This is a genomic window from Litoribacter ruber (assembly GCF_018449405.1).
Lineage (GTDB): Bacteria > Bacteroidota > Bacteroidia > Cytophagales > Cyclobacteriaceae > Litoribacter > Litoribacter ruber.
In genome coordinates this window covers 241,143-263,548 of record NZ_JAHCMY010000001.1, presented here as the reverse complement: position 1 = coordinate 263,548, position 22,406 = coordinate 241,143, and the positions used below count along the sequence as shown (strand labels likewise).

Genomic DNA, 22,406 nt, shown 5'->3' with positions numbered 1-22,406 from the left:
ATGGACCAAGTTTCTATTTATTGGATGAGGCGTGACCTTCGACTGGATGATAATAAAGCCTTATCAGAGGCTCTAAAGTCCGACCATCCGGTTTTACCCATATTTATTTTTGACAAGCATATCCTGGGCGATCTCAAGGAAGATGATGCGCGGGTGACTTTTTTATATAGAAGATTGAAAGAGCTTCAGGAGGAATTGCAAAAAGATTACGACAGCTCAATCAAGATTATTTATGACACCCCAAAGCAGGCCTTTGAATCCCTTCTGAAAGAATATGCGGTGCAGGCGGTATTTACCAACAGGGATTACGAGCCATATGCCAAGGAGCGGGACAGTATGATTAAGGAGATGCTGGAGAAAAAGGACATTCCGTTTTATGATTTCAAGGACCAGGTAATTTTTGAAAAGGATGAAATAAAAAATGGCAGTGGGGAAGTGTATAAGGTTTTCACTCCTTACAGTAAAAACTGGTTGTCCAGGCTTTCTACAACCGAGGATGCGCTCAAAACCAATCGCCTGCAGCAAAACTTTTATCCCAAGACACCCAAATCCATTCCCAGCCTGAAGGAAATGGGCTTCAAGCCTTCTTCTACGGAATTTCCTTCGAGGAATGTCAATGAAAAACTGATCAAAGAATACGGAAAAAACAGGGATTTCCCGGCTATGGATGCCACCTCCAGATTGGGGATGCACTTGCGGTTTGGGACAATCAGCATCCGCAAATTGGTTAAAAAGGCCCAAGAGTTGGATAAAACGTTTTTAAATGAGTTAATTTGGAGAGAATTTTACATGATGATTCTGGATGCTTTTCCAGAGGTGGTGGACAAGGCCTTCAAACCCCAGTATGACAAGATAAACTGGCGCAACGACGAAAAGGAATTCAAGGCTTGGTGTGAAGGCAAAACCGGCTACCCTATGGTGGATGCGGGCATGCGGCAGATGAATGCCATCGGATACATGCATAACCGTGTCAGAATGGTCACGGCAAGCTTTTTGACCAAACACTTGCTGATAGACTGGCGCTGGGGGGAGGCCTATTTTGCCGAAAAACTTCTGGATTACGAGCTTTCCTCCAACAATGGGGGCTGGCAGTGGGCCGCCGGTTCCGGTACAGACGCCCAGCCATACTTCCGGGTTTTCAACCCCGAATCCCAGCTGGAAAAGTTTGACAAGAATCGTGAATACGTCAAAAAATGGATCCCCGAATTTGGGACCGACAAATACCCCCAACCTATTGTGGAGCACAAGTTTGCAAGGGAACGGGCATTGGAAGAATTTAAAAAAGCAGTCAAATAATGAACATAGGCGACAAAGTACGTTTGCTACACGGCAATGAACAAGGCATCATCACCAAAATCTCCTCCGGTGGACGGATAGAGATTGAAATTGAGGATGGTTTCCGCATTCCGGCCATGAAGAGCGAGGTGGTAATCATCCATTCCGCCGAAAGACAATATTTCGGAGACGGAGTGGTGGAAGAAAAGCCGACCGTTGCTACCAAAAACGTGGTAAAGTCAGCCGATGGCGTTTTTCTTTGCTATTTGCCCTTGAATGACAAAGACCACAGCATCTACCTCAGCAACAATGCGGGTAAAAACTACCTTTACATGGTCTCGGAGGTCTTCGGAGACAATAGTCGCACAGTTTCGGCAGGGACTATAAACAGTGGCTCGTACGTAAAGCTGGATGAAAAAAGCATAGCCAACTTTGAGGAGTGGCCCACCCTTCACCTGCAGATGATTCCCATTAATTTGAGGACCGAAAAAACACAAACACCTTTCGAAAAAAGGGTGAAATTCAAAGCCTCCGCTTTCTTTAAAAGCAAGGGAAAAGCCCCGCTTTTAGGAAAAGATGGCTATGTTTTCAACCTCACCCAAACTACCAAAGACCTTGACATCAAGGCCCTAAATGAGGATTTGAATAGCGACAAGAAAACACCCACCAAACCGCATCAATTTGAAAGACCGGCCCAGTCGGTTGATCTGCACATTGAAAAGCTCACCAAAGACCACCAGTTTATGAGCAACAGCGAAATGCTGAAATTACAGCTGGAGACGTTTGAAAAAAGCCTAGATGCGGCGATTGCCACTGGGATGGATGAGATTTCATTTGTCCATGGGATTGGCAATGGGGTTTTAAGAAAAGAGATCCACAAGGCCCTTTCCCAAATGAAGAACATCAAGTATTTTCAGGACAGTCAACAGAGCAGGTTCGGCTATGGCGCTACCCTGGTGAGAATAAAATAAGCGATGAATCCGGATAAAATCTCCCCTGTATTTCAGCTTTTCGCCCAGCAATATGATGAGGGCCATCGGCTTTTTGAGGAGCTGTGCAAGGCCATGAAAACCAAAAAAGTCATTGTACTGGAAGAAAAACTCATCTTCATCGAGATCTATTTGCAGCTTATGGCCAAGATCCACTTTGAGGAGGAGAACCTGAAATTCAAATTGTTCAAGCCATTTTCCCATCTTTTCAAATGCCTGAAGAAAGTTCTCCATTTGAAATTGATCCGGGATGAGTTTGTCAGAAAAGGCGGAGGTGAAAATTTCAATTCGTTTAGCCAGTTTTTGGAAACAGAGAAAAAAGAGCTTTATTCGGAGGTGTTTGATCTTCTTCAGCGCTTTCCGCACAATGCCTGGGAAGAGCTTTATGATGAGGTACTCAAGCTCAGCAAAGGCTTGAAACCTTTGATGATCAATACCGCCACTACTAAAATCATCAATGAGGAGGTGGAGTATTCCCACTTCGACTCCCTTCATGAGATGGACGCCATCTCCATCAAGGACATTTACGAATCCTTGCAAACCATCATTGCGGTTGAAAACTTCCGGATTGTCTCGGGCCTCAACCCTGTTTTTACCAATCCCATCCACGATGACCTGAACAAGCTGAGCAATTTATTGCTAAAGTGGTATCAGAATCATCTTTTATTCCAGCAGCTAACCTATTTCTTTTCGGAGAAGGAAAGTATAGGAGAGAAATACAAAACCCTGCTGGACACCATCAAAAAGGACAAAAAAAAGCTGACCACCAAAGTGATCAGCCATAGTAAAGAATTGTTTACAGAACGTTTGAATTAGATTTTCTCCAAAGCGGCGGCCAAATCATCTTTTAGATCCTCGGCGTCTTCCACCCCCACGCTCAACCTGATCAGGGAGTCGGATAAGCCCACCTTTTCCCTGTCTTCCTTGGGTATACTCGCATGGGTCATGGTAGCCGGATGGCCGCATAGCGATTCCACACCTCCCAAGGATTCGGCCAGTGAAAACAAGCGGAGACTTTCCAGAATCTTGGTCGCATCTTCGATTTTATTTCCCTTGAGGGTAAATGAAATCATCCCACCAAAATCCCTCATCTGCTTTTTGGCGACTGAGTGGTTAGGGTGGTCCTCAAAGCCTGGCCAGTAGACCTTCTCCACCTTGGGGTGTGTGCGCAGATAGGCAGCAATGGTTTTCCCGTTTTGGCAATGCCTCTCCATCCGCAAATGCAGGGTTTTGATACCTCTCAACACTAAAAAGCAATCCTGGGGACCTGGCACGGCTCCACAGCTGTTTTGGATAAAGGCCAATCTTTCAGCAAGTTCATCATCATTGACGATTAATGCCCCCATTACCACATCTGAATGTCCGCCCAAATATTTTGTAGCAGAGTGCATGATTAGATCAGCTCCGAGGTCAAGGGGGGTTTGTAGGTAAGGAGTTGCAAACGTATTGTCCACCCCGAGCAGGATATTGTGCTTTTTGGCAATTTTGGCAATGGCCTCCACATCAATGATGTTCATCATCGGGTTGGTAGGCGTTTCTGTCCAGATCAGTTTGGTATTTTCGTTGATATAAGGCTCAATGGAAGCCGGGTCGGCCATGGAAACAAAATGGAATTTGATGCCGTATTTGACAAAAATCTTGGTAAAAATCCTGTAGGAGCCTCCATAAAGATCATTGGTACTGATCACCTCATCACCCGGGGAGAGCAGCTTGATCACCGCATCAATAGCGCCCATACCTGAGGAAAAACAAAGTCCATGTTTGCCGTTTTCCAAGGCCGCCAAGCTCTCCTGCAAAGCCGTACGGGTGGGGTTGTGTGATCTGGAATATTCGTAACCTTGGTGGTCACCGGAAGACTTCTGCACATATGTAGAGGTCTGGTAAATGGGCGTCATGATGGCCCCTGTGGTAGGATCAGGCTTTACCCCTGCATGTATGGCTTTGGTTCCAAATTTCATGTTGAATCTAATAATTTAAAGGTGAAAAGAGGTGTGGTTTTAAAAAACACTTAGATTTGCCCCAAATATGGGTAAAAAAGATTCTATTTTCAAACGCATAAAACTTATACTCACTTCCAACCCGGTGATTATTTGGGCAATGGCCTGGGTAAGCTTTATGCCCTCAATCGGAAGCTTCTTTTTTATCAACCACCTTTACAACAATACTGAAAAATTACGGATGGTTGATGTACTCGATTTTAACGTGCTGTTTCCCTTCTTAATCATTTCTGCCAGTGTGATGGGACTGGCCTTGATGCCAACCACCCTGGTGGCGATCATCACTGGTTTTTTGTTTGGCTGGGAGGCTTTCCCAATTTTGGCGGTTGCCTACCTATTTGCCACAGCCATAGGTTATCTGTTGGGAAAAAGGTTGGACCATAACAGTTTGGAAATTCTTTTGGAAAAATACCCCAAGGCCCGACAGGTGATTGCTGAAAAGCAGGATCAAGTGTCCCAGCTGATCTTTTTTGTCCGCATCAGCCCCATCATCCCCTTTGCTCTTTCCAACCTCCTATTTGCGCTGCTGAGAGCTGATCTGAAAAAAGTGATCTGGGTGGGCTTTCTGGGAATGCTGCCGAGAACACTTCTGGCCTTCACCACTGGCATCATGGCCAAATCTATGCTTGAGGCCTTCAGGGAAGGCAACAACCTTTACCAAATGCTCATCTTCTTTGCCCTACTCCTGCTCAGCATTTGGGGCATCACCAAAGTAGTTCTAAACTTCGTCAAAGCTAGTAAATAACAGGCTAGGGATTTAAAAGGGGCACGGAGTTTCACAGAGCTCCTCCTCAATTCTTATTCAACTCCGTCTGGATAAACTCATTCAATTTCTGCTGATACTTGGAGTTGTCCCCTTCGTAGGTTGGCGTAAAGCCTTTTTTCTCAGGGAAGGTCTCCATATGCAAAGTCTGCGTAGGGAAGGCGAACCTTACCCCGATTTTGTTGGCCAACTTCACCGTCTGGATCAACAGGTCATGTCTGCCCTGCAATTCCTCCTGCCAGGTGCCCACTTCAAAAAACACATAGAACATCACATCAAGACTATAGGCTGAAAGGTTGTTGAAGTAAATGTTATAGTAATCTTTTCGTGTAGATGGATGCTTGACCACCATCTCCCTCAATCCCTGCACAAACATATCCACCAGCTCAGGCGGAGTGTCGTAGGTAATGGTCAGGGTAGTATTAAACCTGCGGTACTTCCTAAGCCCATGGTTGTCAATGGTCATATCGGCCAGTTTTCCGTTAGGGACATATACCAGGGAATTCCGGAAGGTCCTCACGCGGGTAGAGCGGAAACCGACTTCCTCCACAGTCCCGTCAATATCCCCGCTGCTGATCCAATCCCCCACCTGAAAAGGCTTGTCGATAAAAATCATCACCGATCCGAAGAAGTTTTTGATGGTATCCTGCGCGGCAAGGGCAAAAGCCAAACCACCAATGGACAAACCTGTAAGGAACGGCACAATATCCACCTGAAGGCCATCTTTCAAAATAAACAAGACCCCGATGACCACCACAAAGGCCTTCATGGTTTTTCGAACCAAAGGAACCAGCTGGTCATCCAGCGTAGACTCCGTCTTAAGAGCCAACTTCTCCAGATAGAGCGAAATAATATCTACCAGCTTGTAGAAAATAATAGTTACAATGAAAGGCTTGGCAGCATTCAGCAGCAGTACCACCCATGAAACCACCTCTATTGGCAACTGTAGGACTCGGATAAAGATCGCCAACAGCACCACAATCAAATAAATACTCACTAACCTGGCTACGGGCAGCAGGTATTTTTCGGCTACTTCCCCATAACCTGATTTCTGCAATACAAAGAAAAGCACCCTATCCACAATAAAGGTGAATGCTTTGTGGGCTGTAAAAATCAACAGGATGAGAAGGAATAGGCCTATCAATTGCCAAAGCTGCAAGCCAACATACTGTTTTTCGCCTAATTGGGGAAGTACATTCAGTAAAGTTGCTGTGCCCAAAGGATAGGTCTCCGCATGTAGCTCCTCGATATGCTCGACCGTAAAGCGGGAAAACTTCCATTCGTCGTCCACCTTTTCCAGGAAAACCCTTGGTAAGCGGTGGGTATCAAAAAAGAACTTTGCTTCTTGGTTATGCAGGCTGTCTCGGAAATCAGCTTGTGTTGGGATTTCTCCCATCCTTACCAGCACACCGTTTCCATCAAAAATCTGCTTTAGCTTAATGGCCAAATCTTGGGCGTCCTTATGCGGTACGCTACCCGTTTCCAAAGCTCTTGCCGCAACCTCCGGCCGGAATGTATCCTGCTGCAGGTTATATAAAAACGTCAGCGTGGTATTATAAGGAGTAGATAAGTTGTCATATTCTGCCGGGTCCACCGGCAACATGGACTGATCGGAAAATACCTGCCCCTGTCCTTGATGCACAATCAATGCTGATACAATCAGACTGAAAAGCAAACATTTCAATAATCTCATTACTTAATTCTTTTAGGCAACTGCCTTAGTACGGCATTCTAAATTCGAAGAATGTTTTTTCGTGGATATTATAGATCCTGTATTCGTTTCGGCTCGATGAAAAACGGATATCGACGGGACTGCCTCCACTCAACGGCTTGGTGTTCAACAGTTCCCCCTTTAAGTTATACAGGTAGATGAATTCCTGATTTCCATCGATGACCACAAAGATATTCTTATCCCCTCCAAAAGAAAACAGTTGAAACTTCAATTCTGGCGAGGAAAGGTTTTTCTCAAACAGCACATTGGTTTCGGTATCCATCACCGTCACCTTGTTGTAATCATGCACCACAAATAAATATCGGTCAGCCGCCTGGTCTTTCACCAAATGAAAGGAACTGCTTCTGTCGGGTCTTAGAAGTTGTTTTCGGTCGGTAAATTCCCCTTTAAAGTTCACCCGGATCACCTCACCCTCATCGGTGACGGTGACCAATTGGCTTTCAGATGTGCGGCCGCGCTGCTGAAGGACATAATTGGTATTCACACCCGAGCCCAGTTGCAGAGGCTCCCCAAATTGGCTTTCCCCTTTTCTATTGAACATATGCAATTGTCCGTTTTGATTCAAAGCCACCATAAAATCCCCCATAGCTGGAATGGTGTGATGAGCTGGTTTGCTGGACAAGGGCCCAGAGGTATTTCTGGGTGACCAGCCGTCTAAAATTTCACCATGCTTGTCAAAAAGGTATAGCCCCCCACTTGTAGAGGATGCAAATATCCTGTAATCCCGAGTGTTTTCATAATCCAAAAGGTTGACGAATTGAATCGCTTGGGCATTGGGAAGCTCAAAGGGAAAATTGGGCAAAGGATTGCCAAGACGGTCCAGTCCATATATGTATCTCTCTGTGGCGAAAACCATCTGGAGCTTTCCGTTTTTATAATAATCCATCTGGAAAATCTCCGTCTTGATTGGGCCATCAATCCGCTGGCTGAAGACCAAATCCCCATCATGGGTTACCAAATGCACCCTGTCCCATTCATCCTGCACCAAAAATTCCACGTTGCCGTCCGTGAAATTACGTTGGACCTTGGGTCCGTAGGTTAGGTCGGCATTAAAAGTAACAGACAGGTTTTCCTCCAAGAATATATCCTTACTTGCCCTGACGGGTGCCAAACCATATCCCAACTGAATCTGTATGTCTTGGTTTTTTCCTTTGTCCTCCAGCTTAACGGAAAGTACGTCGAAGGCCTTGATCTGGGGGGCGAATTTCTGAAGGGTGGATGACCAAGAAGGGGATGCGTGGTGAAGCAGGCCATTCCAAACCCGCTGAACATTGGCCACAAAGTTATAACCGTAGCTTTTATCCACAGCTTCCATTATCCTTTTCTGGGACAAGGTTTTGCCCCAGGTATTATCATTTTCCAGATCATCCAAAAACCTGCGTACGGCTTGGATATTATTGCCCCAAACCAGAACGTCTTCATGAAAGGTCACGAAGGTGTTTGGGAACCCTATGAATTGTCCCTCGAAAAGATGAGCCGGAAACTCCTCATCCCGAATAGCGAAGATTTCCTTATTTCTATGATAGTCATATACACTGCTAACGGAATTTGTAGCCGAAAAATCCTTCAGGTGCTGGAGCTGAACGGGCATTTCCTTTGTTTTCAACAGTAATATTTTATCACCTGAACCTACACCAGTCTCCTCCATATGAAGAAATGCCACTTCACCGGTAAGATTCTGGAAGAATTGCTCTTTCGAAAAGCTCTTATCTATATCCCCCGCCAGCGTACTTTTTGCATCAAATGCCTTGTTAGAAATATCATGGATCTGTCGGGGGTCATTTACTTTATATTGGGTAAAAAGTGCCGTGCGGTTTGGTGTGATAGCACCAAATACATGTTGCCTATTGCCTTCCAGCCTTGGGAATTTCACCTTGTTTCCATCCTGATACAAGCTCAGCCCATGAAGATTGATGGCGCCGTCGCTGAAACTCACATTCAGGTTGGCGGACATCTTGTTCTTTTGAAACACCTCTACCACATCCATACTTCCATCCCGGTTTACGGCTTGGATGAGCCTAGCCAGTCCGGGCGTCCCTAGCCTCAACAAACCAGCGCCATCAGCTGTAGCTTTGGAATCATACAATTCGCTGAATTCTTCTTTAAAGCTTTTTTGCTCACTGGAACGGGCCCGCCTGATGGCATCTTCTACCAAAAATGAGGTATAGCTGGCTACCAAGGTATTATTGATAAATGCCAGGGAAATGGTCCTGTCCTCTTCCAGCCTATGCTCAAAAATCCTCACTCCGCTATAGGCGCGGGAATTTTTGGTGATATTTTCCAAAAAGCTGTCTTCGAGATTGGAAAGGAATTTTTCACGGTCACTGGTGTTTTTGAAGGCAAGCCCGAAGAGCACGCCCAAATCCTCCCTACCCACGGCATGTAGGGAAAGCCCGAGTTGGCTCCCTTTCAGCGAGCGGTCCAGTTGTCCACCACCACCCAAGAGGCTGTCCAAGGACACGAGTTGGGATTCAAGTTTCTTGAGTGATTCTATTTCGGAAAGTCTTGCCCATATGGGCTGATCCACAAGTTGGTTCCAGGCATGGATGGGGTCAGTGGACTCATAAAGCAAGATGGCATCTGCGGGGACAAGTTCCTCAAAGCGGTAGTTCTTTTTGTGGCTTGAAAAACCAACGTAATAGACACCGCCGGTAACGATGACCAAAAGACAAAAAGCAAGCAGCAACTTGGCAGTTTTCACTGGTAGGAAAGGTTAGGATTCTGTGAAATTAAAACTGGGAAAAGTCTCTGAAATTATACCCAGCTGCAAATAAATAAAAATTCCCGACCTAATCGGCCGGGAATCCATTAATTTATAGGAATTTGACCTTATTTCTTAGCCAAATTGTCTAACACCTCCATCACTTCTTTCACGTGAGTTCTAGAAGTTTCCAAAAGCGCTTTTTCGTCTTCGTTCAGGTCAAGTTCGATTACTTTCTCGATACCGTTTTTACCCAAGATCACTGGTACACCTAGGTAGCAGTCGTCGATCCCGTATTCGCCGTCAAGCTTGATACAAACCGGGAATACTCTTTTTTGGTTTTTGACGATTGATTCCACCATCTGGGCGGCAGCAGAACCTGGCGCATACCATGCAGAAGTACCCATCAATTTCACCAATTCACCGCCACCAAACTTGGTTCTTTCGATGATGGCATCCAATTTATCTTTTGCGATCAATTCCGTAACCGGGATTCCGGCAACTGTAGTGTATCTAGGAAGAGGCACCATGGTATCGCCGTGACCACCCATTAGGATCGCCTGGATTTCTTTTGGTGAAATGTTCAATTCTTCAGCGATAAAAGCTCTGTAACGGGCAGTATCCAAGATACCTGCCATACCCATCACTTTTGTTCTTGGCATATTTGAAGTGATGTGAGCCTGGTAAGTCATCACGTCCAAAGGATTGGAAACCACGATGATGATGGCATCTGGAGAATGCTTGATCACATTTTCGGTTACAGACTTCACAATACCGGCATTGGTTTCGATCAAATCATCTCTGGTCATCCCCGGTTTTCTTGGAAGACCTGAAGTGATTACCACCACATCAGAGTTAGCAGTTTTGCTATAATCATTCGTGCTTCCTACAGTCCTGCTATCATAGACATTGATAGGAGCTTTCTGCCAAATATCCAAAGCCTTGCCTTCCGCAACGCCTTCTTTGATATCTACCAATACGATTTCTTCGGCAATTTCTCTATAAGCCAATACATCGGCACAGGTTGCACCAACATTACCAGCTCCAACTACGGTTACTTTAGTCATATTATATGTTATGGATTAATTTGTTAAAAACTTGAAATGCTCCGCTAAGATATTAAAGAATGCCTGCTTTTTAAAGTTTTCAGAAGAATAGTTGGCGGATAAGTGCCTTACTTTTAAATGAAAAAACATTTTCTCTTCAAAACAGAAATCATCACTCAAACATTTGGGAAAGGTTAAAAAAGCCAAAGGAAGATTTGTAGGATTTGAACATCCTTAAATTGTTGTCATTATAGTATTCTGCCAAAGAGGTAATCATTTTCGATTTTATCTGTGAGTTGTTGGCAAAAACCTCTTGGATCGCATAGCTAGGAAACACCATCAGTTCGGCCTGCTCGGAGGCAATGATTGCCGTATAGAGCCGCTTTTTATCCTCCAGGAGGGCATTTTCCCCAAAACAGGCAGGCTCCTCCAGATTCATGATGGTCTCAAAGTCATCCTTGATATCAATGGTCAGCTTAACCTTACCCTGCTTGATGATATAAATTGCCCCGCTCGGGTCATTGCTGAAAAAAACCACTTCATCCTTCACATACTTGCGGTAATGGATAGCCGGCAGAAATCGCTCCAATTCACTATGACTCAACCCTTCAAAGTAGCGAACGTTGGACAAAAAGTCAAAAACTTCCAACTCAGACTCGGTGTATTTTTTCTTAAACGGGTTTAGCATGGTTACTCTTTTTCAGTTTTTTTGATGTGCAATACAGTTTTGCTCCCTTTTTCAACTTTGTAGCGGTCATCCACACGGTAACCTACCACCCACATGACCTCCCCACGGGAGCATAGTACTTTTACCTGACTTTTGTAAATCAGGGGAACTTTCAAATCTATTAAAAAATCACTGATTTTCTTAAAATTCTTCATGCCCAAGGGTCTAAATCTCTCCCCTTCCCGCCAGTTTCTCAACTCCAGAGGAAATTCAACCTTATCCAGGTCAAACATCCCGCTGCTGGGCCTGGTATCCAGCTGGGTGAAAGGTGTAAGCGACATTTCAAATTTCTCTCCATTTATCTCAAACCCCTGATCGGAGGCTGCAATAAGCTGGCTTTCCTTCGAGCTTTCTCGTTTTTTGCCAAGGATCAACAACTCCCTATCGATATTCAAAACCGCTTGCGAAGAATGGAAACTCCCCCCAGTATTTCTATTGCGTATAGCCTGGGCCAAATCTTCTACCTGAAAATAATTGAACCCAAAATCCCTTAACCAGTAAAAAAGCACACTTTTAAATCCAGGGATCTTCAGCAAGTCAGGTATGGACAACTTTTGGAACGCCCCTTCACTTTGCAAGTGACCCTTCAGCCATTCATTTTGAAAATGAAAATAGGCCCTACCGGTATCTTTCACCCTTCCAAAACTCCTGATCATTACTTCCATGGCAGCAGGATCTTCCTCTGTCAGCAATGGCAGCACTTTATTCCTCAAGAAATTCCTTTTATAGTCGCTGTCCTGATTGGAACTGTCCTCCCTCCAAGAAAGGCCTTCCTGCTGGGCGAAGTCCAGTAATTGCTGTTTGGAAAAAGCCAGAAGTGGCCTAATCAATTCACCTTTTACTTCAGCCATTCCATAAAGCCCTTCAATCCCCGTCCCCCGTAGCAAATTCAGCATGATGGTTTCCACTTGGTCGTCCAAATGGTGGGCAACGACCGTACCGGCCAGTTTTTGCTCTTCGACTAGGGAATCAAACCAGCCATATCTGAGATCCCTGGCGGCCATCTGGGTGGAAATGCAGTTTTCGTATGCGTAGCCCTTTGTGTTGAAATGCTGCACAAATATTTCTTTTCCCAATTTGGCGGCAAAATCCCTGACGAACTGCTCGTCACCGTCGCTTTCCTTTCCCCGAAGGCCAAAATTACAATGTGCCAAAATGAATTTTATTTTGGCCATTTGCATTAGGTAGGTTAAAACTACGGAATCCAACCCGCCACTTATAGCAATAAGATAGGTTTTGTTGGAATCCAAAAGGTTTTTTTCCCGTATATGACGGATAAAATGGTCAAGCATAAACCAAAAATACCATTTTCTATTAAATTTGGCGTTTAGTCTCAAGAAATGATCATAAAGAATATATTCCTCTGCTGTATATTAATCCTCGCCGCCCTGCCCCAAGCCTGGGCACAAGGCAATAACCAGCTTGAAATCCTGAACGCCGAAAACCTTTACGGTGGCAAAGGAGTGGAGAGATTGCTCGGCGATGTGAGGATGAAGCATCAGAATTCCCTTATCTACTGCGACTCGGCCCATTTCTACAGCCAGGACAATTTTGCCCGGTTATATGGGAAGGTGCGCATCGTGGATCAACAGGACCCTGTGACTACCACCAGCCGCTATGCCGAGTACGATGGGAATACCCGTATCGCCAAACTTAGAAACAATGTGGTTTTCAAAAATGAGGAAACCACCCTTTATACCGACTACCTGGATTACGACCGCTCTACCGGGGTGGCCAATTATTTCAACTTTGGCCGGGTGATCGATGATATGAACGTCCTGACCAGCGACAAGGGCGTTTATGAAACCCAGATTGAGAAAATTACCTTTACCGATGACGTGGAGCTGGTAAATCCGGATTATACCCTGCGTTCAAACATCCTATTCTATTACACCATTCCAAAAACCGCCGAGACGGTGGACATCACCAACATCGTCTCTATCGAAGGAGACAAGCTCAATGCCCGAAAAGGCAGTTTTTACGACACCCAAAACAAGAAGTTCAGGTTCTACGAGGGAGATGTGGAAAATGAAACCAGCATTATTTCCGGGGACATCCTGTATTTTGACGAGGAGGAGCAGTATTACGAAGCCCAGCGGAATGTGAGCATTTACAACAAGGAAAGGAAAATGGAGGTCTTCGGCGAAGAAGGCAAATATTGGGAAAACCGGAAATATTCCAAAGTTTACGGCAACGCCTTGGTGATGAAATATTTCGAGGCAGACACCATGTATCTGATTGCCGATACGCTCATTTCCCAAGACAGCGAGATTGACGCCGAGCGGTACATGACAGCCTTTAAAAACGTAAGGTTGATCAAGGGGGAGCTCTCCGGAAGATCAGATTCCCTGGCCTACATCTATTCGGATTCCACCATCTACCTGTATGATGACCCCTTGCTTTGGAATGACAAAAGCCAGATTAAAGCGGACAGCATCCATTTTACCATTGCCAATGAAAACATTGACCGCGCATACCTGCGCAGGAATACCTTTGCCATCACCAAAGACACCCTCTCCAACTTCAACCAGATAAAAGGGCGAAAGATGACCGGGTTCTTTCTCGACGGCGAAATGCACAAACTCGACGTAGAAGGCAACGGGCAATCCCTCTATTATGCGCTGGAAAAGGACACTTTACTAAAGGGGCTCAACAACCTGCTTTGTGGACGTATTATGATGCATTTTCAGCAGGGGCAGATACAAAGGATCAACCATGCCGGCAAGCCGGAGGCCAATTTCAAACCGCCCCATTTGTTCAAAAAAGAGGATGAGCGCCTGGAGGGCTTTGTTTGGCGGGAAGATGAGCGCCCCACCATGGATATGATGATGGCCTGGAGAACCCCAATTTTCCGAAATAGAGAGGATGAAATCAATTACTTTGAAGAGTATGAAATCAGGCTACCATACCCGACAGATGAGATGATACAGCCCTATTTGATTCAGGAAATCCCCTTAAATATTCCGATCAGAAGGGACGAATGACGCTATCTGCCCGCAACGAGCATGTTGCAAATAAATTTCATAGAGGTTAACGAAATTTAACCGATAATGCTTTAAAAGTACAAACCTTCTCAGTAGTTTTATAGTATATATTACTTAGCAACACTATTGATTACCAGGCTTATCGATTAAACTTTACATGAACCGTCTCTGTGTTTTCCTCTGCATGCTTTTAATGCTTGTGCAGTACCCTGCCGAAGCCAGACAGGTACGTGTGCTCAATGATGCCATTGAGTTTACTGGACCGATCAATACTATCCAGCGAAAATCCCTCCTCCTTCAAAACGAATCTAGCTCAGACAAAACTTATACGCTTAAGTTTCTCCGCGGCAACATTGGCTCGAGCCAAAACCTCAAACTTTGCATCGGCGACAACTGCTACAACCTGAAAAAGGATGTGGGAAAAATCAATTTGAACTTAAAAGCCGGCGAGTTGATTACAGACTTATACTTGGAGTTTGAATTGGGCATCACCGAAACCAAAGGCACTTTCGACCTGCACTTCAGCAATGTGGGCAACCCACGGGATGTCTTTATCCTGGAGGCAGTCTACAACGTGATCAATGGCGACAGTGGCAATGAGGTACAGCATAAGGATATCGCCATCGGAGCGGCCTACCCTAACCCAAGCAACAACATTGCACAGATAGATTACGAATTGAAAAACCCGAACGCGCATGCACGTATTGTTGTCAACAGCTTTATTGGTAATCCAGTTTATGACTTTTTGCTGGACCCTAGGCAAAACAGCCTTGTCATCAATGTGGCCGACCTCAATCCGGGGGTATATTTCTACACCTTAATTGTGGATAACAAAAATATTGTCACCAAGAAGCTCGTTGTGAAAAAATAGGACCAGCCAAGCACCTGCCTAGAAATTTGATACAGAATTAAAATCCGCTATATTTGCAGTTTAAATTATGATGAAAAGAGTATCTTTATATATAATCGCTTTACTTATTACCGCAACCGTGAGTTCCTGTGGGAAATTCTACAAACTGGAGAAAAGCACCGATTGGGACAAACTGTATAGTGCCGCTAATGAGTACTATGAAAAAGGTGATTATAATAAAGCAATTATCCTTTACGACAAAGTGCTGCCGGTAATCAGAGGGAGTGAAAGGTCAGAATTGGCGGAATTCAATTATGCGTACTCCCACTTCAGAATCAAGCGCTACATAGAGGCAGCTGGTTATTTCAAAAGCTTTTATGACACCTATAACCGAAGCCCGATGGCTGAAGAGGCGTTGTTTATGAACGCTTATGCACTTTACTTGGACGCTCCAGATTTCAACTTGGACCAGAGAAGTAGCCGTGATGCGGTAAATGCCATTCAGCTTTTCATCAACCGTTTTCCTCAGTCTGACTCATACGAGCGGGCCATGACCATGATCGATGACCTTCAGAGGAGATTTGAGGAGAAAGCTTACCAGGAGTCCAAAATGTACTACAGACTTACCGAAGGGCTTTTCCCAGGTGAGTTTTACAGAGCATGTATCATCAACTTCCAGAATTTTGCTAAAAGCTATCCTGATAGCAAATACAACGAGGAGCTTGCCTACAAACTAGTGGAAGTGAGTGCCGCATATGCCGAAAGAAGTGTCTTCAACAAGAAAGAAGAGAGGCTTAACCAATCCATTAATTTTGCCGACACTTTTAAAAGAAGATACCCCAACAGCGAATTCGGAAAAAAGGTAGAAAATCTATTTACCAAAACCCAGTCAGAGCTAGTGGCCCACCAGAAGCTTAAAAAAGAATACGATGCGCGCACGGCCGCTGCCAAGGAAGCCGCTGAAGAGGAAAAAAGAAACAAAGAGGCTACTGAAGCCCTTAGAAACGCAGATAATCAAGGAAATTAACAAAACAGATAATATGGCCATTAATCCTTCAATTGTAACCAGAGATTTAGAGAAAATCGCAGAAAAGACTGGAAATCTTTACGAATCCCTTCACGTGGTATCTCAAAGAGCCAAGCAGATTTCTTCCGCACAGAAGGAAGAGCTTAACAACAAACTTTCCGAGTTTGCCTCTACAGTAGACAACCTCGAGGAAGTTTTTGAAAACAAAGAACAGATTGAAATCTCCAAGTTCTACGAAAGAATGCCAAAGCCTACTACATTGGCAATGGAGGAGTTTATGGAAGGAAAAGTATATTTCAGAAAAGTAGAAACTCCTGAAGAGTAAGCATGCAATTGCAAGGTAAAAGGATACTATTGGGCGTCACCGGCAGCATTGCTGCATACAAGGCCGCCCATCTTACCAGGTTATTAGTAAAGGAAGGGGCAGAAGTACAGATTATCATGAGTACTTCTGCTCTTGATTTTATTACCCCCCTGACTTTGGCTACCCTATCCAAGAAACCGGTATTGGAGGCATTCTACGACCGCAAAAGCGGTGAATGGAGCAACCATGTTGACCTTGGGCTTTGGGCCGACCTTTTCCTTGTGGCGCCAATCAGCGCCAACACCCTGAGTAAATTTGCCAACGGGGGATGTGACAACCTGCTTACCGCAACTTATCTTTCGGCCCGCTGCCCTGTGATGGTGGCCCCGGCCATGGACCTGGACATGTACCAGCATCCCTCCGTAAAAGCCAACCTGGACAAAATCGCCTCCTTTGGCAACATTATCCTGGAAGCTGAAAGCGGGGAATTGGCAAGTGGCCTAATGGGGCAAGGTAGACTGATGGAGCCCGAACACATTGTGGAGCGGGTCATTGAGCATTTCAGTGCCCAGCAGGACTTTAAAGGAAAAACCGTTCTGATTACAGCCGGTCCTACCCATGAGGCCATAGATCCAGTGAGGTTCATCGGAAATCATAGCAGTGGAAAAATGGGAATTGCGCTGGCCAATGCACTTGCACAGCGCGGAGCTGATGTTAAACTGGTACTTGGGCCGAGCAGCTTGGCTGCCTCTCACGACAACATCACCACCTTTCCTGTAAAAAGTGCGGAGCAGATGTTTGAGGTTTGCAAAAAGCACCATCCCATGTCGGATTACTGTATTTTTGCGGCAGCCGTAGCGGACTATACCCCAGAAGAAGTGGCTACCCAGAAAATCAAAAAGAAAGACGATGACATGATGATTCGTCTTAGAAAGAATGTGGATATCGCCGCCACACTGGGCAAGCAGAAAAAAGACCACCAAGTGCATATTGGATTTGCCCTTGAGACCAATCAGGAGGAGGAAAATGCGCTTGGCAAACTCAACCGGAAGAACTTTGACATGGTCGTGCTCAACAGCATGAACGATAACGGAGCCGGATTCCAACATGACACCAACAAAGTCACTTTTTACTTCAAAGATGGGCATAAGGAACCTTTGACCCTTTTGCCCAAAACAGAAGTGGCAACCCAGATCATACAGGCGATTAAAAAGATCAGTTCAAGAAATTGATTTGACCATATTTCGTTATCTTTAATGAGATTTGAGCCGCCACTGGCTCCTGTTAGCTGGCATCCATGAAACATATCCTTCTCATATTGACCTTTATTACCCTGGCAGACCAACTCATGGCCCAGGAACTGAACTTCACCGTCACCATCAACAGTGACCGGGCAAGAACTCAGGAAAGGGAGGTATTTGAGACGATGAAAAACACTTTCGAGCAGTTTCTCAATGGAAGAAACTGGACGGATGATGAATTCAGGCCTGCCGAAAGGATCAAAGGCAACATGCTCATCACCATCAACGACATGCCACAGGTGGGACTTTTCAACGCCACCGTGCAGGTGCAGACCGTCAGACCGATCTACGGCACCAATTATGAGAGCCTGATCTTCAATTTTGCAGACCGTAGCTGGACCTTCGAATTTCTGGATTCCCAGCCCCTTGAATTTAACCGAAATACATTTCTCAACAACATTACCTCCCTCCTAGCCTATTATGCCTACGTTGCTATAGGGGTGGATTATGATTCTTTTTCCCCTCGAGGAGGAGACCCCTATTTTGAAATTGCGTCAAACATCGTATCCAATGCCCAGCAATCCCCTCGCCCTGGATGGAGCCAAAGTCCAAGCGATCGAAGAAACCGCTACTGGCTTTCCGACCAGCTTTACACCTCCCAGGTGATGGTTCCGGTTAGGGATGCCTACTATCTCTACCACAGAAAAGGATTGGACTTGTTAGGCAACAAACCTGAAGAAGCTTACAAAAACATGCTGGAGGCCATCAAAAAGGTCGCCTCGGCTAACGATGCCCAGCCCAACAGTATTTTGGCGATCACCTTTATGGATGCCAAGTCCGATGAGATCAGCAAAGTCTTCAAAAATGCCCCCATGGATATCCGCAAGGAGGCTGTGGACGTTTTGCTCAAAGTGGACCCCAACAATTCAAGAAAGTACAACGATATTTTAAAAGGTTAGTCTCTGCATGCTTACAAATCTTAGCATTTCCAATTACGCCCTTATTGAATCCTTAGAAATGACGCCTGACCCTAGGCTGAATATGATAACCGGGGAAACCGGCGCAGGTAAATCCATCATGCTCGGGGCAGTGGGACTTCTACTTGGCAACCGAGCAGATGTAAAGTCCCTTTTTGATGAGGAAAGGAAATGTGTGATCGAGGGACAATTTCTGATTGAAGAATATGGCCTGAATGACTTTTTTGATGCCAACGATTTGGACTATGAGCGCCACTGCATCATCCGTAGGGAAATAGCCCCTTCCGGAAAATCCCGCGCCTTTATCAATGACACCCCGGTAAAACTCGAAGCCTTAAAGACTTTGGGCAAAGCCTTGATGGACGTGCATTCGCAACACGACACTTTGCTGCTCGGCGCCAATGAATACCAGCTTTCCCTATTGGATGCTTTTGCCCAAAACCAGGAAATAAAAACCCAATTTTCTCAAAGTTACAAGTCCTTTCAAAAATCCAAAAAGTCTTATGAAAACATTTCAGCCCAGGCTTTTGAGCTAAAAAAAGAAGCAGAATTCAACAAGTTTCTCTTGGAAGAACTATCCGCTTTGCAACTCAAAGAAAACGAGCAGCAGGAACTGGAAGAGCAGCAGGAAATCCTCGACAACGCCGAGGAAATCAAGTCTAAAATCCACGAATCACTGCAAATCTTCAACGGTGAGGAAATGGGCTTGCAAAACCTTATCAGCCAACTCCAACAGCAGCTTAACCAGCTTTCCAAGTATGGGCAGCGCTTTGGGGAGCTGAAGGAAAGGTTCCAGAGCGTAGCCATCGAGGCTATAGACATAGCCGCCACCTTGGAAGATGAGGACGGCAAGATTGAGGTGGATTTTGACCAGTTGGAGACCATCAGAGAAAGACTTAGCAAGATCTATCACCTGCAGCAAAAGCATGGGGTGGATTCCGTAGAAGCGCTTATGGCGATAGAAAGTGACCTTGCTGACAAGGTGCTCAAAGTGGAGAACCTGGATGACGAGCTGGAAAAGCTTAAATCAGAATTGGAACAGGCAAGAAAGCAGCTTTTTGCCCAGGGGGAAAAGCTTAGCAAATCCAGGCAAAGCATCTTCAAACCTTTTGCCGAACAGGTAACTGGCTTACTGGCAGGTCTAGGCATGGAAAATGCCAAAATTGAAGTAAACCGCAGCGGCATCGACCCCGCCAGTTCCGGCATGGACGAGGTGGAAATCCTCTTTTCAGCAAACAAAGGTGTGAAACCGCAGCCCATCAGGCAGGTGGCCTCTGGCGGGGAGTTCAGCAGGTTGATGTTTGCCATCAAATATATCATGGCCGACAAGATGGCCCTGCCGACGCTTATTTTTGACGAAATTGATACGGGAATTTCCGGAGAGGTGGCCCTTCAGATGGTCAAGATGATGCAGGAAATAGCCCTGAAGCACCAAGTTATTTGCATCAGCCATTTGCCACAAGTTGCTGCAAAAGGAGAAAAACATTATTTCGTCTACAAAGACAACAGTACAAACCGCACGATCAGTAAAATCCGCCTTTTGGAAAACGAGGAGAGGATCCAGGAAATCGCCAAGATGATCGCCGGTTCCAACCCTTCGGCCACGGCCTTTGAAAATGCCAAAGAATTGCTCAGCCTGTAAGAGTTAACTTTTATAACTACCTTATTCTCAGATTTATTTTGCCATTTATCGGTGAGTTTCCACTACTTTGTTATGGGTAGAATAGTGGGTTTAAGTTAAAATTATTTAATTTTGCCCTTCATTCAGAACCACCAAATTTAGATATACGATGTCTGAGAATTTATTGAAAGGAAAAAGAGGAATCATCACCGGCGCCTTGGACGAAAACTCCATCGCCTGGAAGACCGCCCTTAAAGCCAAGGAGCAAGGTGCAAAATTCGTTTTGACCAACGCCCCTATCGCCATGCGAATGGGTGCTATCCAAGACTTGGCCAAGGAATGTGACACCATCGTGGTGCCAGCGGATGCCACCTCTGTTGAAGATATTGAGAAGCTTTACGCAGAAGCAAAGGAATTTTTGGGCGGAAACTTTGATTTTCTCCTGCACTCTATCGGCATGTCACCCAACGTAAGAAAAGGTAGAGAGTACGGCGACCTGAATTATGACTGGGTTCAGAAGTCATGGGATGTATCTGCGCTATCATTTCACAAAATGATGCAGGTGGCAGAAAAGCAGGACGTGATGAACGAGTGGGGTTCCATTATCGGCCTTTCCTACATCGCCGCCCAGCGTGTATATCCATTCTACAGCGACATGGCTGAGGCCAAGGCTATATTGGAAAGCATCGCCAGAAGCTACGGTTACCGATTCGGGAAACTAAAAAACGTAAGGGTCAACACCATCTCCCAGTCGCCTACCAAAACTACGGCTGGCACGGGTATCGGAGGATTTGATGCCTTCTACAACTATGCCGAGGCCCTTTCCCCACTTGGAAACGCTCCATCTGAAGCTTGCGCGGACTACATCATCGCCATGTTCTCAGACCTCACCCGCTATGTAAACATGCAAAACCTCTTCCACGACGGCGGCTATTCCTGCACCGGCATCACAGAGGAGATCGTGGAGAAGTTCAGCGATAAAAAATAAGCCACTTCGCCGATACAAATTGGCCACGAAGGACACAAAGTAAAAAATAAGTTCCACTAAGGCTTCTTCGCGGAGAAGGTTTGGAATAAAATAGGGCATAAAGTCCAAATGAATTTTAAAGAAGTCGCACAAAGGGAATCCTTTATGCGGCTTCTTTTTTTATTGCCCCTCCTCACTTTGTGCCCTTCAAATCCTTCGTGCCCATTGTGCCCTCTATTTAACCTCGTCGCCTATTTAAACTTTGTGTGACTTATTTAAAACTTCGAGAGACTTTGTGACCAATTTACTTTGCGACCAATTTAAGCGACGTTTACTTAAACACCACTTCATGCATTACCAGGCCTTGGGCGGGGACGGAGAAGCTCAGCGGGTTGATTAGCTCACTTTTCAGCGCTTCCTCAACATCTTCCAAACCCAATTTTCCCATACCCACTTCCACCAAGGCTCCCATCATTTGCCGGATTTGGTGGGTGAGGAAACCGGTGCCCTTGACTTTGTAATAATAAACCTGCTCCGGGGCAAAGTACCCCATGGGCTCCTCCATCCTGCAGATCCCGCTTTCCATAATCAGCCTCCGATAATTGTCAACCTTTTTCCTGACACAAAACCGTCTGAAATCATGCTCGCCCTTGAATAGGCTGGCGGCTTTTCCCATCAGTTCCACATCCAGTTGCCCCTCGAAATTGACAATATGGGCGGCATTGAAGGGGTGGGGTTTGTTGCCAAAGGAGAAGTAGTAGCGGTATTCTTTGTAGGCTACATCCTGGATCACATTAAAGGAAAGGGGTACGGGTTGAATATCCAGGATCCGGATATCTAGGGGAAGGTAGTCGTTGAGGTTTTGTAAAAGTTGCTGTTCTTGAGCAGGCTCAGTGAGAAAAAGCTCAAATGCCCCCTTTTGGCAGGACACCCCCGCATCGGTTCGCCCGGCAGGCAGGATGGAGAAATCATCGTGCCCTATTGTTTTGGCTATGGTCCTCTCCAACTGGCCTTGGATGGTTTTTACACCCTGCTGCATTTGCCAGCCATGGTACCTATAGCCCAGGTACTGGATCCAGCATAGATAAGTATGTGAACGTCGCTGCATGGGGCCAAAGCTACGAAAAATGGGGCGGAAGGCGGAAGGTTAAAACAAATTGGTCACAAAGTCTCACAAAGCTAAATGAAGTATCACAGAGTAAACT

19 protein-coding genes are annotated in these 22,406 nt (G+C 45.5%); 12 read left to right on the top strand and 7 right to left on the bottom strand.

Annotated features, from left to right (window positions below):
- Genes KI659_RS01220 through KI659_RS01210 form a run of 3 tightly spaced genes read left to right on the top strand, consistent with a single transcriptional unit; the run spans position 1 to position 3,080 of the window.
- Entirely contained in the window at positions 1-1,296 is a 1,296-nt protein-coding gene (locus KI659_RS01220) for a cryptochrome/photolyase family protein (RefSeq protein ID WP_213943516.1), read from the top strand.
- Positions 1,296-2,246 (top strand): Smr/MutS family protein, encoded by a 951-nt coding sequence (locus KI659_RS01215; protein WP_213943515.1) that lies wholly within the window; start codon positions 1,296-1,298, stop codon positions 2,244-2,246. Before KI659_RS01220 ends, KI659_RS01215 begins: the two co-directional genes overlap by 1 nt.
- A 3-nt stretch (positions 2,247-2,249) precedes the next feature.
- Complete coding sequence (locus KI659_RS01210; protein ID WP_213943514.1) at positions 2,250-3,080, top strand: hypothetical protein; 831 nt, start codon at positions 2,250-2,252, stop codon at positions 3,078-3,080.
- On the opposite strand, the gene KI659_RS01205 is transcribed toward KI659_RS01210, so the two are convergent.
- Positions 3,077-4,222, bottom strand: a complete 1,146-nt coding sequence (locus tag KI659_RS01205) for a cystathionine gamma-synthase (RefSeq protein WP_213943513.1) — start codon at positions 4,220-4,222, stop codon at positions 3,077-3,079. The two genes, KI659_RS01210 and KI659_RS01205, sit on opposite strands and share 4 nt — an antisense overlap.
- 67 nt (positions 4,223-4,289) lie before the next feature.
- Here KI659_RS01205 and KI659_RS01200 point away from each other — a divergent pair, with 67 nt between their 5' ends.
- On the top strand, positions 4,290-5,006 hold the full coding sequence (locus KI659_RS01200; RefSeq protein WP_246535247.1) for a TVP38/TMEM64 family protein: 717 nt from the start codon (positions 4,290-4,292) through the stop codon (positions 5,004-5,006).
- A gap of 46 nt (positions 5,007-5,052) precedes the next feature.
- Here the strand turns inward: KI659_RS01200 and KI659_RS01195 are convergent, their stop codons facing one another.
- The 5 genes from KI659_RS01195 to tilS form a co-directional block, all read right to left on the bottom strand.
- On the bottom strand, positions 5,053-6,717 hold the full coding sequence (locus KI659_RS01195) for a mechanosensitive ion channel family protein (protein WP_213943512.1): 1,665 nt from the start codon (positions 6,715-6,717) through the stop codon (positions 5,053-5,055).
- Positions 6,718-6,742: 25 nt separating this feature from the next.
- Entirely contained in the window at positions 6,743-9,457 is a 2,715-nt protein-coding gene (locus KI659_RS01190; RefSeq protein ID WP_213943511.1) for a hypothetical protein, read from the bottom strand.
- Between the two features lie 128 nt (positions 9,458-9,585).
- The gene (mdh, locus tag KI659_RS01185; RefSeq protein WP_213943510.1) at positions 9,586-10,524 is read right to left on the bottom strand and encodes a malate dehydrogenase; all 939 of its coding nucleotides are present in this window, start codon (positions 10,522-10,524) and stop codon (positions 9,586-9,588) included.
- Between the two features lie 151 nt (positions 10,525-10,675).
- On the bottom strand, positions 10,676-11,191 hold the full coding sequence (locus KI659_RS01180; protein WP_213943509.1) for a Crp/Fnr family transcriptional regulator: 516 nt from the start codon (positions 11,189-11,191) through the stop codon (positions 10,676-10,678).
- A gap of 2 nt (positions 11,192-11,193) precedes the next feature.
- On the bottom strand, positions 11,194-12,522 hold the full coding sequence (gene tilS / locus KI659_RS01175; protein WP_213943508.1) for a tRNA lysidine(34) synthetase TilS: 1,329 nt from the start codon (positions 12,520-12,522) through the stop codon (positions 11,194-11,196).
- Between the two features lie 48 nt (positions 12,523-12,570).
- On the opposite strand from tilS, the gene KI659_RS01170 reads away from it, so the two are divergent.
- The 8 genes from KI659_RS01170 (at position 12,571) to KI659_RS01135 (ending at position 21,222) form a co-directional block, all read left to right on the top strand.
- A complete protein-coding gene (locus KI659_RS01170) occupies positions 12,571-14,214 on the top strand; it encodes an OstA-like protein (protein WP_213943507.1) in 1,644 nt (547 codons plus the stop codon).
- 157 nt (positions 14,215-14,371) lie between these two features.
- The gene (locus tag KI659_RS01165) at positions 14,372-15,085 is read left to right on the top strand and encodes a T9SS type A sorting domain-containing protein (protein ID WP_213943506.1); all 714 of its coding nucleotides are present in this window, start codon (positions 14,372-14,374) and stop codon (positions 15,083-15,085) included.
- 70 nt (positions 15,086-15,155) lie between these two features.
- The gene (locus tag KI659_RS01160) at positions 15,156-16,091 is read left to right on the top strand and encodes an outer membrane protein assembly factor BamD (RefSeq protein ID WP_213944167.1); all 936 of its coding nucleotides are present in this window, start codon (positions 15,156-15,158) and stop codon (positions 16,089-16,091) included.
- A gap of 13 nt (positions 16,092-16,104) precedes the next feature.
- Positions 16,105-16,416 (top strand): DNA-directed RNA polymerase subunit omega, encoded by a 312-nt coding sequence (locus KI659_RS01155; RefSeq protein ID WP_213943505.1) that lies wholly within the window; start codon positions 16,105-16,107, stop codon positions 16,414-16,416.
- Positions 16,417-16,418: 2 nt separating this feature from the next.
- On the top strand, positions 16,419-17,627 hold the full coding sequence (coaBC, locus tag KI659_RS01150) for a bifunctional phosphopantothenoylcysteine decarboxylase/phosphopantothenate--cysteine ligase CoaBC (RefSeq protein WP_213943504.1): 1,209 nt from the start codon (positions 16,419-16,421) through the stop codon (positions 17,625-17,627).
- A 65-nt stretch (positions 17,628-17,692) separates the two neighbouring features.
- Positions 17,693-18,595 (top strand): type IX secretion system protein PorD, encoded by a 903-nt coding sequence (gene porD / locus KI659_RS01145; RefSeq protein WP_213943503.1) that lies wholly within the window; start codon positions 17,693-17,695, stop codon positions 18,593-18,595.
- A 7-nt stretch (positions 18,596-18,602) separates the two neighbouring features.
- Positions 18,603-20,255 carry a DNA repair protein RecN gene (gene recN, locus KI659_RS01140; protein ID WP_213943502.1) on the top strand — a complete coding sequence of 551 codons (1,653 nt, stop codon included), beginning with the start codon at positions 18,603-18,605 and terminating at the stop codon, positions 20,253-20,255.
- A gap of 148 nt (positions 20,256-20,403) precedes the next feature.
- Complete coding sequence (locus KI659_RS01135; protein WP_213943501.1) at positions 20,404-21,222, top strand: enoyl-ACP reductase FabI; 819 nt, start codon at positions 20,404-20,406, stop codon at positions 21,220-21,222.
- 310 nt (positions 21,223-21,532) lie between these two features.
- On the opposite strand, the gene truA is transcribed toward KI659_RS01135, so the two are convergent.
- Complete coding sequence (gene truA / locus KI659_RS01130; protein ID WP_213943500.1) at positions 21,533-22,309, bottom strand: tRNA pseudouridine(38-40) synthase TruA; 777 nt, start codon at positions 22,307-22,309, stop codon at positions 21,533-21,535.
- Positions 22,310-22,406 lie beyond the last annotated feature (97 nt).

Excerpts from the sequence above, each read along its gene's own strand:
- KI659_RS01220 (WP_213943516.1), top strand. The coding sequence starts at position 1 with ATGGACCAAGTTTCTATTTATTGGATGAGGCGTGACCTTCGACTGGAT.
- recN (WP_213943502.1), top strand. The coding sequence starts at position 18,603 with ATGCTTACAAATCTTAGCATTTCCAATTACGCCCTTATTGAATCCTTA.
- mdh (WP_213943510.1), bottom strand. The coding sequence starts at position 10,524 with ATGACTAAAGTAACCGTAGTTGGAGCTGGTAATGTTGGTGCAACCTGT.
- KI659_RS01165 (WP_213943506.1), top strand. The coding sequence starts at position 14,372 with ATGAACCGTCTCTGTGTTTTCCTCTGCATGCTTTTAATGCTTGTGCAG.
- KI659_RS01170 (WP_213943507.1), top strand. The coding sequence starts at position 12,571 with ATGATCATAAAGAATATATTCCTCTGCTGTATATTAATCCTCGCCGCC.
- truA (WP_213943500.1), bottom strand. The coding sequence starts at position 22,309 with ATGCAGCGACGTTCACATACTTATCTATGCTGGATCCAGTACCTGGGC.
- KI659_RS01160 (WP_213944167.1), top strand. The coding sequence starts at position 15,156 with ATGAAAAGAGTATCTTTATATATAATCGCTTTACTTATTACCGCAACC.
- KI659_RS01215 (WP_213943515.1), top strand. The coding sequence starts at position 1,296 with ATGAACATAGGCGACAAAGTACGTTTGCTACACGGCAATGAACAAGGC.
- porD (WP_213943503.1), top strand. The coding sequence starts at position 17,693 with ATGAAACATATCCTTCTCATATTGACCTTTATTACCCTGGCAGACCAA.
- KI659_RS01135 (WP_213943501.1), top strand. The coding sequence starts at position 20,404 with ATGTCTGAGAATTTATTGAAAGGAAAAAGAGGAATCATCACCGGCGCC.
- KI659_RS01195 (WP_213943512.1), bottom strand. The coding sequence starts at position 6,717 with ATGAGATTATTGAAATGTTTGCTTTTCAGTCTGATTGTATCAGCATTG.
- KI659_RS01180 (WP_213943509.1), bottom strand. The coding sequence starts at position 11,191 with ATGCTAAACCCGTTTAAGAAAAAATACACCGAGTCTGAGTTGGAAGTT.
- KI659_RS01200 (WP_246535247.1), top strand. The coding sequence starts at position 4,290 with ATGGGTAAAAAAGATTCTATTTTCAAACGCATAAAACTTATACTCACT.
- KI659_RS01205 (WP_213943513.1), bottom strand. The coding sequence starts at position 4,222 with ATGAAATTTGGAACCAAAGCCATACATGCAGGGGTAAAGCCTGATCCT.
- tilS (WP_213943508.1), bottom strand. The coding sequence starts at position 12,522 with ATGCTTGACCATTTTATCCGTCATATACGGGAAAAAAACCTTTTGGAT.
- KI659_RS01155 (WP_213943505.1), top strand. The coding sequence starts at position 16,105 with ATGGCCATTAATCCTTCAATTGTAACCAGAGATTTAGAGAAAATCGCA.
- KI659_RS01210 (WP_213943514.1), top strand. The coding sequence starts at position 2,250 with ATGAATCCGGATAAAATCTCCCCTGTATTTCAGCTTTTCGCCCAGCAA.
- coaBC (WP_213943504.1), top strand. The coding sequence starts at position 16,419 with ATGCAATTGCAAGGTAAAAGGATACTATTGGGCGTCACCGGCAGCATT.